Origin of the sequence: Bacillus sp. DJP31 (assembly GCF_049310945.1) — a bacterium.
Lineage (GTDB): Bacteria > Bacillota > Bacilli > Bacillales > SA4 > Bacillus_BS.
The window spans coordinates 24,969-39,139 of sequence record NZ_JBMERO010000031.1 but is presented as its reverse complement, the minus strand read 5'-3'; the positions used below and the strand labels follow the sequence as shown (position 1 = coordinate 39,139).

Below are 14,171 nucleotides of genomic sequence, written 5' to 3'. Positions count from 1 at the left end.
CATATTTTAAAAGGAAGTATATTAATCCCTTATTTAAATATACCTAGACCCTAGATTATTCATATAGAAATACAAAAAAGCGAGAATTCCTTATCACACTAAGGAACTCTCGCTTTTTTATTTTCACTTATTAAGTGAAAATAAATGAAAAGAAATCCCTATCTTTGATATGTTTTAATACCACAATAAAACTAGAAAGAGGAAGGAATTCTATATGAAGAGTTTACAAGAAAAGAACATATTTTTCAACAAAGGAGTGAAGGTCAATTTTGAAGGTGGAGATCTTTCGTCTGATTTTGGTTTGCTTCAATACAAAGAGTTTGACGAAAAACTAGGCATAACCGAAACTGTTAAACAAAACATCAATACACACTCCAACCATGATGTTATTATGCAGAAAGTGTACCAACATCTCGCGGGCTACCATACGGACAATTCAACTGACGATCTTCAAGTCGAACCCACAATGCTTCAGGTTTTTCCAAAAGATAGTTTAGCTTCACAACCCACTATTTCACCTTTGAATTCAAAGGTAGAAGATGGAACAGTTGGTCAATTTCAACAGACCATTCAGTGCTTATTTGATCGAGTATAACTGATAAAACCAAGTCGAGGTTATATCTTCGATATTGATTCTGCTAATTTTGAGACAACAGGAAATCAGGAGGATACTGCTTTTAATGCACATTATCAGTCTATGGGCTACCACCCTTTATTTCTATTTGACGGGTTAACAGGTGATTTGTATAAAAGCCGTTCTCGGGTATGAAAACTATAAGACAAGACGTTCAAATTATGCAGTAGTTGCCTATACAAAGATGTATTCTGGGAAACATATAATGATTAACAATATTTTAAAAATTTAGCATAAACCCAAGGGATTAGTCTGTCCACTTTTCGCTCCTGAAGGTTTTTCATTGGAACGATTCGTTCAATGGCTGAGAAAAAGAGGGCAAAATAAAAAGAAAACTACAAAATAACTTAGGTTCAGCAGTTTTCTTATAAGTTTATGGTTAATTCTCGGAAGAGAATCTACTTCATGAATAATCTTGGATATACTTTATTTTACTAATATTGGTAAAATCAAGGTAAAAAGAGTGCGGGGTTGATTAAATGAATGAACTATACAGAAACTTGGGTTTTAATGATAATCCCTTTTCTAGATTTTCAGCAGAAGAAGAACGGGATTATTTAAATGATATATTTCAAAATCCAAAATACTTCCAAACTATTCTAACAGATATTAAAGAAGGTAGAACAAGATTTATTGTGGGGGAAAGAGGGATTGGGAAATCTGCACTTATGTTTCGCCTTAAAGAAGAGCTTGAAAATGAAAATGTTTTAACTCTCCTAATAGATAGATTCGACAATTTTAATTTAGAAAATAATGAAAAAGATTTTTTAATTGAAGTGATTAAACAGCTAGTGAATTTTCTCAGCATACTTACTTTTACTGATAAATCTACTATTAAGAAACTAACAAAATATGAAAAAGAGAAACTTGCATTTTTTATTAGTGAGTTCTTCGATACACTTAGCCAGTCTGAACTTGAGAGGATATATAATAATACAACTAAATATAAAAAATCTAATTTCCTAAAATCTGTTTATAACATATTCTTTTCAAAACCTGTAAATATAGTACTATCAGCTACTTCTGAAACTATTAGTGATACGGTTAGAAAGTCCTTAGGTTATGGAAGTGGTTTGAGTGAAGAGTTTTATAAAAAATATATACCGGAGTTTGAACTATCGGGAGTCGGAAAAAAATCCAATATTCTTGATGTTGCTGATATAAAAAAATGCAAAGAGTTTCTAGAAGATATGCTTTCTATTTCAAAAAAATGTGATTTTAAAAAAGTTGCAGTCTTTTTCGATAAAATTGATGAGTATCCTAGTCTAAGTGGTAATATCTCTAATATTACAGAATTTATAAAAGACATAACTTTAGATACAAACCTTCTTCATATAGAGGATATTGCATTTGTATTTGTAATCTGGAGCAAGGTTAAAAATTCTTTAAACAATACTGGCGTGAGATTTGATAAGTTTAAACCTATTGATATTACATGGACAGATGAGGAACTTAAAAATATTGTTGAAAAACGTTTAGGGTACTTTTCAAATGAACAAGTTACCATTTCTGATATTATTAAAAGTCCAGTGGAAATAACAAAAGTAATAAACTTAGCTTATAAATCTCCTAGACATTTAATAATGCTACTATCCAGAGTTTATGATGAACAAGCTATCATAGATAGTGAAGTTAAATATTTTAATTCTTTAGCTTTATCCAAAGGATATAATCATTTTATAACAAACTTTGATTATCCATCTTTATATCCAGGAAAGGCGAGTAGAAAAGATTACATTATCACAGTTATTAATAAAATCTTACGATTAAAAAAATTAGAATTTGAAGTGAAAGATTGGGTGGCTGAGTATAAAATTTCTACTCAGAAAACAAGTAGTGATATAAAAATAATTAGGGAGTATGCGTTAATTACAGAAACTGACAATCTAGGTTCATCTACAAAAAAATACAGGGTAATTGAACCTAGATTGAGATTTCTAATTGAAAACGGCATTACCAAAATAGGAAATGAAGCTAGTGATGAATTGGAATTAGAATTGGAAGTCGGAAGTTCAGAAGCAATACATTCATAATAAAACCTCATTTAGCTAAATAATGGTGAGCCCTATAACAAGTGATGGTAAACCAAAAGGTTGAAATAAAACTAGATTTTTCCAAGTAACCTATTTTAAAATAGTGAAAGAGCATACGTGTTTTATTAGAAAAGGATGGTAGTATGGATTATTTTACGGTTAACAAGCCAGTACCTTATTATGAACAGTTTTATCATTCAATTAAAAATATGATTTTTGATGGGGTTTTTCAGCCTGGTGAACGTATTGTAGAAAACCAGTTAGCAAAGGAATTTAATGTAAGTAAAAGCCCGATTCGCGAAGCGATTCGAATGCTAGAACGAGAGGGTCTTGTCATATTGGATGATAAGTCGAGGGTAATTGTATATAAGCCTACGCTCAAAGATGTTGAGGAAATTTACTTTTGTAGAAAAGCACTTGAATCTTTCGCAGTTGGATTAACAACTAAAATCGCAACCGATGAAGAAATTGCGAAGATTGAACGGTTACTTTACGATACAGAAAAGGCGATTGAAGAGAAGTTAGAACCGAAGAGGATTATCAAGCTTAATGAAACTTTTCATAGTATGATTATTGAGTTTACGCAAAATAGCCGTCTCGAAAAGCAACTATCAGAACTACGATCCCTTATGTATTTTTTCCGTATTATGAACTTCAAGGGTGAATCCCGTGCTGAAGCCATTCTGCAGCAACATCGAGAAATCTTTGAGTTGATAAAGAAAAGAGACGCAAATAAAGCATCTGAAGCGATGGTCAATCACCTACAACTAGATTTAGATAACTTAACGTCTTATTTAAATAAAAAATTAACTTCGTAATATTAAACACTCCGACGAGAAAAATGGAGTGTTTTTTTATTTCAAATAAATTGATTGAAAATTTTAAAAAAATGTATTGCGCAGTGGAAAAGTATCATTTATGATTAAATTAGTATCCGGTCGACCGGATACTAAAGTGACATTACATACTAACATTATGGGGTGAGAGCCAGAATTGAAAACATTAAAAATCGCAAATATACCAGGAGATGGAATAGGGAGAGAAGTTGTTCCGGCTGCAACAGAGGTATTAAAGGTTATTGCTGAACTTCATGGTGGTCTGCAATTTAATTTTACGGAGTTCCCTTGGAGCTGTGAGTATTATTTAGAGAATGGAACGATGATGCCAGAGGATGGTCTTGAGAGATTGAAAGATTTCGATAGTATTTTCCTTGGAGCTGTAGGTAACTTAAAGCTTGTGCCAGATCACATCTCATTATGGGGTCTACTGATTAAGATACGTCGTGAATTTGAGCAAGTCATTAATATCCGACCAGCAAAAGTATTAAAAGGTGTACGTTCTCCACTTTTAAACCCAAAGAACTTTGACCTCATTGTTGTTCGTGAAAATAGTGAAGGGGAATATAGTACGATTGGTGGGAATATTTACCAGGGCGAGGATGAACTAGCCATCCAAAATGCTGTTTTCTCAAGAAAAGGGACAGAGAGAGCAATGCGATTTGCATTTGAATTAGCCAAGACTCGTAGAAAGCATGTAACAAGTGCAACAAAGTCGAACGGAATTGTGTACTCGATGCCATTTTGGGACAGCGTGTTTAAAGATGTTGCAAGCGACTATCCTGAAATTACAAATGACTCACAGCACATCGATGCGTTGTCCGCGTTTTTCGTTACACAGCCTGAACGTTTTGATGTCGTTGTGGCAAGTAACTTATTCGGTGATATTTTAACAGACTTAGGTGCAGCCATTATGGGAAGCATCGGAATTGCGCCAGCAGCCAATATTAACGTAAACGGTAAGTACCCATCTATGTTTGAACCAGTACACGGTTCTGCACCAGATATTATTGGAAAAGGTATAGCAAATCCAATTGGCCAAATTTGGACAGCGAAGATGATGTTAGATTATTTTGGAGAGCAGGAGCTTGGAACAACGCTACTTGAAGTAATCGAAAGTATAACAAACGAAGGTTTCTTAACACCAGATATTGGTGGTAAGCATACAACGAAAGAAGTAACAGATGAGATTATTACTAGACTGAAAGAAGTAGACAAGAAAGGTAAATTAGTAGAAAGTAATAATATCGAGATTCTTTAATCCATTTGTACAATATTCATCATAGTTAAACTACCTCTAGTCATTGGTTAAACAGTGGACAAAAGTAACTTAACATTATTATTTAAATGATTTTGAAAGCGCTTTAGGGGCAAAATGGTTTTCAAATTTAAATAAGAGGTGAGTTGGATGAATAGTCAAACAGAAACAAATCTTGGAGTAACGAAAGTCAGTTTAAAAGATCAGAAGATATTAGGTTTGCAGGTACCCATTTTCCTCGGTATTGCATTAATCGTAATAATTGGAATGTACTTTGAATTGCTACCAAGTAATATTGCAAGCGGCTTTGCTGTTACGATGGTGCTAGGTGGTTTGTTATCCTGGATTGGGGATAAGATACCTGTCTTTAACACATTCGGTGGAGGACCGTTACTTTGTATTTTAATACCGGCGTTGTTCTTGTATTGGGGCTTCCTTCCTGAAAGCTTTGGTGCATTAGCTGATAATTTTTACAACGAAATGGGCTTTGCTGAAGTTGCCGTAACAGGTATTATCGTAGGTAGTCTGCTTAGCATGGACCGTGATATGTTGATGAAGACAGGAATACGATTTTTCATTCCTCTCTTAGGTGGAGTTGCAAGCGCTTTATTAGTGGGTGGATTAGTTGGTCACTTAATTGGTTTTGGTTTTTCAGAAACGATTTTCTTCGTTGTAGGACCGATCATGGGTGGAGGTATGGCAGCAGGTGCTGTCCCATTGTCTGAAATCTATGCATCTACTTCTGGTGGTGACGCTGGAGATTACTTAGCGAAGCTTGCACCAGCTGTAATGGTAGGGAATATGATCTGTATTATTCTAGCAGGTTTGATGAATGGTCTAGGTAAGAGAAAGAAACCATTATTTAATAACTTTTCTGGTGATGGGAAAATTTTAAGATCAGATACGTCAAAGCCTAAGGCGGCTTCTGAAGATAAAAAGCAAGGTTTAATTCCATCTTCACTATCAAATATTGCAATTGGGTTACTTCTAGCTTCTGGTATCTTTGTTTTTGGTCAGATTGCAAACGAGTTAGTCCCTGCACTTCATTCATATGTATGGGTTATACTAGCTGCAGCGTCCTTAAAGCTATTTAAATTATTACCTGATAGTGTAGAAAAGGCTTCTGAAGACTGGTATGACTTTATCTCCATGGCATGGGTTCCAGCGATATTAGTTACAATTAGCGCAGGTATGATTGATTTTAATAGTGTATTAGAAATAGTTATGAATCCTAGCTATATAAGCTTAACTCTGTTAACGGTTATTATGGCGGCACTTGGTGCTGGTTTAGTAGGGTTACTTGTCGGATTCTACTTTGTTGAGTCATCGATTGCTGCAGGTCTTGGAATGGCAGACATGGGTGGATCTGGTGACGTAGCGGTATTAAGTGCGAGTGGAAGAATGGGCTTAATGCCGTTTCTACAAATCTCTTCACGAATCGGTGGAGCATTCATGTTAATTCTATTATCTGTTCTTGCTTCGTTCTTATTATAGAAAAAGAAGTAATCATATGAGCTCGAATCTTATATTCATAGATTCGAGTCTTTCATTTTTTTATAGGAGGTGCTGCAAAAAGTGAACGTTTTGATTGCAATCGATTCCTTTAAAGGAAGTGTTTCCTCTAATGAAGCTAGTAAAGCAATTTCAGAAGGGATTTATGATGTGTATAAAGATTCCGAAATTATGATTTTACCGTTAGCGGACGGAGGAGAAGGAACGGTGGAAGCATTAGTTGCCGCTCGAGGTGGAGAGTTAATCCGCAAGATGGTAACTGGTCCACTAGGTAATAAGGTCGATGCTTCATACGGAATAATTGATGGAAATACGGCGGTCATTGAAGTGGCAGAAGCGTGTGGTTTGCCTCTCGTACCAATAGATGAACGAAATCCATCTGTGACAACAACATTCGGTGTAGGTGAATTGATCCTAGACGCAATAGAAAAAGGGTGCAGAGAATTTGTCATCGGTCTTGGCGGAAGTGCAACGAATGACGGGGGAATTGGGATGCTTCAAGCATTAGGATTTCTATTTTTAGATGGAAATCATGAACATCTTGGGTTAGGTGGAGGATCATTAATTAACCTTCATCAAGTTGAGTTCACTCAAATACATCCAGAATTGAAAAACTGCTCCTTCCGTGTAGCGTGTGATGTAAATAATCCTTTGTACGGTCCGAATGGGGCTGCTTCTATATATGGAGCTCAGAAAGGCGCGACAGTGGAAATGATTGTTGAACTCGATAACGGATTAAAGCATTATGCCGAGGTTGCCATGCAGCAGTTGAATCTAGATATTCATAACATTCAAGGTGCTGGAGCAGCAGGAGGATTAGGTGCAGCGTTTGTAGGATTTTTAAATGCTAGCCTACAGTCAGGTATAGACCTCGTTTTAGATATTATTGAAATGGAAAAGCACTTACAAGGAAAGGATATAGTAATTACGGGTGAGGGCAAGATTGATCAACAAACATCTATGGGAAAAGCACCACTCGGTGTCGCACGGCTTGCCCTTAAATACAATGTGCCTGTCATTGCATTAGCTGGCAGTGTGCCTGTTGGCCCCAGCTCATTGAACGAACAAGGCGTAATTTCATATTTTTCAATCATTAGTACACCAATGTCTTTAGAACAGGCCATGAATAAACAAGTAACGTGTAATAACCTGCGAGTAACAGCAAATCAATTATTTCGTCTAATAAAATCGATGAAAAAATAGGAGGACCCATGAAGATAACGGATGTGAAAGTAATCGGTGTGAATCGCTTTTTGTATGTAAAAATCTATACTGATGAAGGGATTACAGGAATTGGGGAATCGGGAGCATGGGGGTTTCTTGATGCATCAAGAGAAGCTATAAATACGTTTAAAGGTTATTTAATTGGTAAAGATCCTCTACGAATTGAACACCATTGGCAATACATGTACCGCTCCTTTCATTTTAGAGGAGCAGCGATTATGGGTGCAATTAGTGCTATCGATATTGCACTTTGGGACATTGCTGGTAAACGGTTTGATGTGCCTACTTATACATTACTTGGTGGAAAGACAAGAGATAAAATTAGAACGTATTATCATGTAAGTGGTGAAACAACAGATGAATTAATTGCGAGCTGTGTGAAAGCAAAGGAATTAGGTTATACAGCTGTAGGTCATTTATCACCGTTTTTAGATGAACCTAGAAGTAAGCCTTACTTTATGCCATATGCAAAAATGATTAATGAGGCAGTTGATCGAGTACGAATGATTCGTGAAGCAGTAGGTGATGATTTAGACTTATGTTTGGAACTTCATCGTCGCATGACGCCAGGTGAGGCAATTGCCTTTGCTCAAGGTGTCGAAAAATATCATCCATTTTTCTTAGAAGATCCAACCACACCAGATAACTTTGATTCAATGGCACTGATTGCTAACAAAACAACTGTCCCGATTGCAACGGGTGAACGAATTCATACGATTCAAGAGTTTCAAATGTTGTTATCTCGAAATGCGATGTCATACGCAAGAACGAGTGTTTGTATATGTGGTGGGATAACAGGAGCAAGGAAAATTGCGGCCATTGCTGAAGCAAATGGTGTTAAAATCGTACCTCACAATCCTTTAAGTCCGATTAGTACTGCTGCGTGTATTCAAGTTGCTGCATCTGTAGAGAATCTAGCAATCTTGGAGTTACCAGACCATGATACGATATCGGCAACAGAACGATTCACTAGCTCAGAGCATTCAGCTACCAACACATTTAAACAAAGCGATACAGTAACTTGGGTGCCGAGAGCAACAAATGGATTTATCGAAACACCTACAGGCAACGGAATCGGAATTGATTTAATAGATGATATTGAATTTCAATATCCATTCCAACGCAGAGAAATTAACACACGACTTCATGTAGATGGGTCAATAGTGGATCAGTAAAGAGCGGGGGTAACCCTGCTTTTTATTAGTTGTGTGACAGGCATGGGTGTAGACTCTAGAAGTTAGTGCCATATGGAAGGTGCCTCTCACTTTTAATATGACTAGTGAACTTCGGTTATTACTTGACAATATTTAGCACTTACTTATAATAAAATCATACCCCTGCCTTAATTCTCTTCTTTTGATCTTCTGGAACATCGCTAGCTATTTACACAAATAACTACAACTCCTATCTTCTACTTCTTTTCTACTTTTCTTCAATTACCTTCTTGTTAACCTCAACATTACTAAATCCATTATCAAAAAACTTAAAACATTAATAGGAAGGTGATTCAATGGCCTCTATTTTTTATGCAATAAAATGTCCTTGCTGCGGTCGTTCTGCAGTTGAAGACTTTTTTTACAAAACCGATGAAAAATATATTTTCTGCAATAGGTGTGGATATAATTACTCAAAACTATGGAAGGAATGAAAAACAATAGTATTGAATATAAGGAAGTCGAACTGATGGGGTATGGAGTATTTTCATTAGTTAAAAGAGATGGAAGTCGTAAGCAATATTTGCTAAATAGTATTCCAACGGATGAGGATATCGAAAAGTATAAACTAAAGTATTCGAAGGATGATGTTGACCTAGTGGCTAGCTATTTGGTTATACATCACTACGGAAAATTCACAATAGTGTTTGGTAGCCCAACTAAAAACTTTCATTTACCTTTTGAAGAATACAAGGAAGAAATGTTCAAGAATTATGGAGATGATTTCGAATTTAGTGACGTCTTAGTTCCTATCGAAGAATAAGATATGAGTAGAGTCTAAAAAATTGGGCAGGGGTACAATTAAATACAAAGATTTAAACTGTTTTAAAGGGTCTCTATAGAGTAGTGAATACTACCTGTCTTTGAACTTTGGGTATAATAGTAATAAATACATTTGAGCGGAGGGAAAAGATCCGTTGGCCAGAAGTACAAGATCGATTTCCAAATGAATGGGTGGTCCTGGAGGTTATAAAGGCACAATCTAATGAAGGTAATCGATATATTGAGGAAGTAATAGTAATTGATCGATTCGAACAATCGATTGAAGCCATGCACCGATATGATAAATTACGTCTAGAACAACCACAACGCGAATATTGTTTTTTCCATACCTCTCGTCCAAAATTAGTTGCGCGCGAACGGTATATAGGGATTCGTGGCCGAAGATGAAGATTGCTATTCAATATGGAATTCCTTTTGTTCAACTGGAAGTACATTTTCGTGGAAAAAAGTTGATTTTGGACAAGGTATTATTAGATACAGGCTCTGCTGGAACTATATTTAATGCAAATGTAGTAGACGAGATCGGAGTTGTCCCCGAAGAAAATGATTTGGTAGATACGATTAGAGGAGTTGGCGGTGTTGAATACGTTTATGTAAAGAGATTCAATTCAATATTATTCCGAGATATCTGCAAAGAGGATTTCCAAGTTGAAATTGGAAATATGGATTACGGAATGGATATTGATGGAATTCTAGGTTTTGATTTTATAAGTGTTTCAAACCTAATTATTGATACGGAAAAAATGATGGTTTATGCATCAGAATACCCCATATAAATTCACAGATTAATAGTAGGATGTTAAATTGAGTAAAGTAATTTGGCTCTTCGCCAATAACGGTGATTTTATAGATGAAAATAAAAAGTGCCAATAAAAAGTGCCAGGCACCATCCAAAAATTTGGAAGGTGCCTTTTATAATGTTTCAATTCAATCCCGACAAACACACTAATAATTCCCATCCCAATACCCACTTCCTATATAATAAAGATAAAACCCAAAAGCGGTGAAAATATGATAGTCTATGAAGCTACTAAGGATGAATTCCTAAAGGATGTTTTTGAGGATCAACTAGTGAACAATATATGTAATAACTATACTGACAAGATTGGGCGAATTAATGAGCGGGAGGTTCGGTCTTGGGATAATTCGATGCAGTATATGTATCGGGTGCTTAGTGATCGAGAAATTCCGGATAATGCTGGTGTTGCGATTGAGTTTAAGATTCCTCACACTTCTAGGAGGGTGGATTTCCTCATTACTGGTTCTGATCAGGATTCTCGTCAATCGGTTGTGATTGTTGAACTAAAGCAGTGGGGAAGTATTGAGAAGATTGAGGGGAAAGAGGCAATTGTTAGAACGGCGATGAATAAGGGGTTGGTTGAGACCACTCATCCGTCGTATCAGGCTTGGTCTTATGCAGCATTGATTAAGGATTACAATGAGAACGCTCAGAAAGAGGATATGGGTCTTTATCCATGTGCTTATTTACATAACTATCTTAATTTAGGTGACAACGATCCTTTAACTGACCCGATTTATGATTATTATATCGAACAAGCCCCTGTCTTTGTAAAAGGAGATGCCGGTAATTTACGAAGTTTTATCAAGCGGTATATAAAATTCGGTGATAATAAAGAGATCCTATATAAGATTGAAAATGGTAGAATCCGCCCGTCAAAGTCTCTGCAAGATTCTCTTAGTAGTATGCTACAAGGGAATCAAGAATTTATAATGATTGATGATCAAAAGGTTGTATATGAAACCGCCCTTCAACTAGCCAATGAAGCACTTCGAACAAATACAAAACAGGTTTTAGTAGTTGAAGGTGGACCTGGTACAGGGAAGTCTGTTTTAGCCGTTAATCTATTAGTGGAGACAACAAATCGAAGTATGGTCTCTCAATATGTGACCAAGAATGCTGCGCCAAGAAATATATATGCAACAAAGTTAAAGCAAAATTTTCGTAAAGGTCATATTGATAACTTATTCAAAGGCTCTGGAAGCTATATAAATGCTCCCGCAAATGAGTTTGATGTTTTGATTATAGATGAGGCTCACCGCTTGAATGAAAAATCAGGTTTGTTTAGTAACCTAGGTGAGAATCAAATCAAGGAAGTCATGAATGCTTCCAAACTATCGATCTTTTTTATCGATGAAAGGCAAAGGGTTACTTTAAAGGATATAGGTAGTATCGGAACCATTGAGAATTTTTCAGAAGAGTTGGGCGCTACTGTGACAAGATTAAAGCTCGATTCACAGTTTCGCTGTAATGGATCAGATGGATACATTAGCTGGCTTGATGACGTATTGCAAATTCGTGAAACAGCAAATAATCAGCATATGGGTTCTAATTACGATTTTCGAGTTTATTCTGATCCCAGTGAATTACGACAAGAGATTCAGCAACTAAATAAACAAAAAAACAAATCACGCCTAGTAGCAGGTTACTGCTGGGACTGGATTAAAGAGGGTAAAGCAAATTCGCGTTTTCATGATATCGTACTTTCAGATCATAATTTTGGAATGAGCTGGAACTTGAACAATTCTGAAACTTGGGCAATTGATGAAAACTCTGTTCATGAAATTGGGTGCATTCACACCTGCCAGGGCCTAGAATTTGATTATGTTGGAGTCATCATCGGAGACGATTTAATATACCGTGACGATAAGGTCCAAACAGATCATACAAAACGTGCAAAAACAGATAATTCATTAAAAGGTCTTAAGAAAATGCTTAAAGAAAAACCTGACGAAGCTCAGCTGCTAGCCGACGAGATTATCAGAAACACCTATAGAACCTTAATGACTCGCGGACAAAAGGGCTGTTTCATCTATTGTACGGATAAAGAACTAGAGGGTTATTTTAGAGAAAGAGTTAAAGAAGTGCATATCACTTATAGTGAGAATGAATTTTTTAAGCCGAGTTCTAAAGTAGCTGAGGATGATGGGGATTATTAAAGAATACAATAGTTTGGTATTTTAAGTTAATTAGTGAATTTTTGGCCTGCTTAAGCAGGTTTTGTTATTTATTTCAAAGAGTTTTTTCATCTGTTTTGTATTATAGTTATATATATATAGAAATATATGGAATAATTGGAGGTTGTTATGTTAAAGGAAATTAGAGAGTTATTAACCATTAATAAGACCCTTCCCATTAAGGAGAATCACTTAAATGAATTAGAAGAAAAGTTACAGAACAAAGAAAAGCTAATCGATGAGATTATTCTTCAAACAAAGGCTTCTTTCCAAGCTGAAAGAGAACAGATTCTATTGAAAGCGAAGATAGAGGCAGGTACTATACAGGAGAATACAAAGAAAGAACTAAAGGAACTCACTTCTAAAAAGGAAGTATTAGATCTACAAATCCTCTCACTTGAAGAAGAGCTATCAAGCAAAAGAACAGAGTAGAGAAAATGGTAAAGAATGCAAAGAAATATATTAGTGAAAGCCAGGGGATTAAAACGCTAATTGATCGTTTTCCCAATGCTATTAATTTTAATGAAATTCAAAAAGAACTTGAGACACTAGAAAAATCATTAGAGGATGGAATTTTAGATACTATTGTTAGTCTTGATCTTCACCATAAGGATTCAAAACTATTAAGACAAGATATGTCTGCTAATAACCGAGAAATAAAAAACTGCTCAAAACTTATCAAATGCGGTACACCACTAAAGCCAATCTTACAATCTATAACCTAATGGTTATCGGTCTTCAATCAGAACTACAAAATATTCTTTATACCTTAAGTAATTCTAATCTTGATAAAGCAGAAGAAAATGCAAGGACACTCATTTCTAAGTATCTATCAATCTGTGGAGAAGGGAATGCAATTATTCTACCAACTATTACAAGGTTTCTCACTGAAATGGAGCCCTTATTTATTAATGCCATCAAAATAGAATACAAGTATTACTTTCAAAGGGAAAAAGAAAAGGGAGAGCAGCGGTTAATTAAAGAGCAAATGCGACAAGAAGCAGAAGAGCGGAAGATTCTTGAGCAAGAACGTAAAAAAATTGAAAAAGAAGAAGAAAAGTATTTAATTGAATCAAAAAAAATAGAGCCCTCTTAGAAAAAGAAGTGGATGAAGATAAGATAGCCGCTCTTAAATCACGTATGCAGGAACTTGAAGATCAAGTTGAGAAGTTAGAGGGGCAAAAAGAAGAGATAATAAAACGTGCAAATGGTAGAGCAGGATATGTATATGTCATATCAAATCTTGGGTCATTTGGATAAGATGCTTTTAAAATTGGTATGACTAGAAGATTAAATCCTTTGGAACGCATGATGAATTGGGTGATGCATCTGTTCCGTTTAAGTTTGATATACATGCAATGGTCATTAGTGATGATGCAGTAGATTTAGAACAAAAACTTCACCAAATTTTAGATAATAATCGAGTAAATAAAATCAACTTACGTAAAGAGTTTTTCAATACAAATGTCAATGAACTTCAAACATTGGTGCAGGACATAGATTCAACTGTTGAGTCTACAACCACAATGAAAGCCATGGAATACCGTCAAAGTCAGAGTGTTATGAAGGATGATTTGGTGAATACTGCATCATCTTTTTATGCTAAGCAAATTTAGCAATCATTACTTCTTTCTGAGTTATGCCGCTGATTATTGACTTCTCATTCGAAGATTGAAAGAAATGATCGTCTAGCAAGTTATG

General features: G+C 35.6%; 15 protein-coding genes and 1 pseudogene. All 16 read left to right on the top strand.

Going from position 1 to position 14,171, the window contains the following annotated elements:
• Positions 1 to 214 precede the first annotated feature (214 nt).
• The 16 genes and pseudogenes from ACOI1C_RS19575 (at position 215) to ACOI1C_RS19500 (ending at position 14,086) form a co-directional block, all read left to right on the top strand.
• Positions 215 to 769, top strand: a pseudogene (locus ACOI1C_RS19575) (transposase).
• Positions 770 to 1,113: 344 nt separating this feature from the next.
• Positions 1,114 to 2,667: a P-loop ATPase, Sll1717 family gene (locus tag ACOI1C_RS19570; RefSeq protein WP_422512251.1), complete on the top strand. Its 1,554-nt coding sequence runs from the start codon at positions 1,114 to 1,116 to the stop codon at positions 2,665 to 2,667.
• A gap of 143 nt (positions 2,668 to 2,810) precedes the next feature.
• Entirely contained in the window at positions 2,811 to 3,485 is a 675-nt protein-coding gene (locus ACOI1C_RS19565) for a GntR family transcriptional regulator (RefSeq protein WP_422512250.1), read from the top strand.
• A gap of 175 nt (positions 3,486 to 3,660) precedes the next feature.
• A complete protein-coding gene (locus ACOI1C_RS19560) occupies positions 3,661 to 4,764 on the top strand; it encodes a tartrate dehydrogenase (protein ID WP_422512249.1) in 1,104 nt (367 codons plus the stop codon).
• A 147-nt stretch (positions 4,765 to 4,911) separates the two neighbouring features.
• On the top strand, positions 4,912 to 6,255 hold the full coding sequence (locus ACOI1C_RS19555; protein ID WP_422512248.1) for a 2-hydroxycarboxylate transporter family protein: 1,344 nt from the start codon (positions 4,912 to 4,914) through the stop codon (positions 6,253 to 6,255).
• An 81-nt stretch (positions 6,256 to 6,336) separates the two neighbouring features.
• Positions 6,337 to 7,476 carry a glycerate kinase gene (locus ACOI1C_RS19550; RefSeq protein WP_422512247.1) on the top strand — a complete coding sequence of 380 codons (1,140 nt, stop codon included), beginning with the start codon at positions 6,337 to 6,339 and terminating at the stop codon, positions 7,474 to 7,476.
• A gap of 8 nt (positions 7,477 to 7,484) precedes the next feature.
• Entirely contained in the window at positions 7,485 to 8,672 is a 1,188-nt protein-coding gene (locus tag ACOI1C_RS19545) for a mandelate racemase/muconate lactonizing enzyme family protein (RefSeq protein WP_422512246.1), read from the top strand.
• Between the two features lie 469 nt (positions 8,673 to 9,141).
• Positions 9,142 to 9,474 carry a hypothetical protein gene (locus ACOI1C_RS19540; RefSeq protein WP_422512245.1) on the top strand — a complete coding sequence of 111 codons (333 nt, stop codon included), beginning with the start codon at positions 9,142 to 9,144 and terminating at the stop codon, positions 9,472 to 9,474.
• A gap of 107 nt (positions 9,475 to 9,581) precedes the next feature.
• Positions 9,582 to 9,881, top strand: a complete 300-nt coding sequence (locus tag ACOI1C_RS19535) for a hypothetical protein (RefSeq protein ID WP_422512244.1) — start codon at positions 9,582 to 9,584, stop codon at positions 9,879 to 9,881.
• Positions 9,878 to 10,270 carry a retropepsin-like aspartic protease gene (locus ACOI1C_RS19530; protein ID WP_422512243.1) on the top strand — a complete coding sequence of 131 codons (393 nt, stop codon included), beginning with the start codon at positions 9,878 to 9,880 and terminating at the stop codon, positions 10,268 to 10,270. The genes ACOI1C_RS19535 and ACOI1C_RS19530 overlap by 4 nt, the downstream gene beginning before the upstream one ends.
• 235 nt (positions 10,271 to 10,505) lie before the next feature.
• On the top strand, positions 10,506 to 12,452 hold the full coding sequence (locus tag ACOI1C_RS19525) for a DNA/RNA helicase domain-containing protein (protein WP_422512242.1): 1,947 nt from the start codon (positions 10,506 to 10,508) through the stop codon (positions 12,450 to 12,452).
• 147 nt (positions 12,453 to 12,599) lie between these two features.
• On the top strand, positions 12,600 to 12,902 hold the full coding sequence (locus ACOI1C_RS19520) for a hypothetical protein (protein ID WP_422512241.1): 303 nt from the start codon (positions 12,600 to 12,602) through the stop codon (positions 12,900 to 12,902).
• Positions 12,903 to 12,907: 5 nt separating this feature from the next.
• A complete protein-coding gene (locus tag ACOI1C_RS19515; protein WP_422512240.1) occupies positions 12,908 to 13,195 on the top strand; it encodes a hypothetical protein in 288 nt (95 codons plus the stop codon).
• Positions 13,153 to 13,566, top strand: coding sequence for a hypothetical protein (locus ACOI1C_RS19510; protein WP_422512239.1), 414 nt, complete (start codon positions 13,153 to 13,155; stop codon positions 13,564 to 13,566). Before ACOI1C_RS19515 ends, ACOI1C_RS19510 begins: the two co-directional genes overlap by 43 nt.
• Before the next feature lie 8 nt (positions 13,567 to 13,574).
• On the top strand, positions 13,575 to 13,730 hold the full coding sequence (locus tag ACOI1C_RS19505; RefSeq protein WP_422512238.1) for a hypothetical protein: 156 nt from the start codon (positions 13,575 to 13,577) through the stop codon (positions 13,728 to 13,730).
• 56 nt (positions 13,731 to 13,786) lie between these two features.
• Positions 13,787 to 14,086, top strand: a complete 300-nt coding sequence (locus tag ACOI1C_RS19500) for a GIY-YIG nuclease family protein (RefSeq protein ID WP_422512237.1) — start codon at positions 13,787 to 13,789, stop codon at positions 14,084 to 14,086.
• Positions 14,087 to 14,171 lie beyond the last annotated feature (85 nt).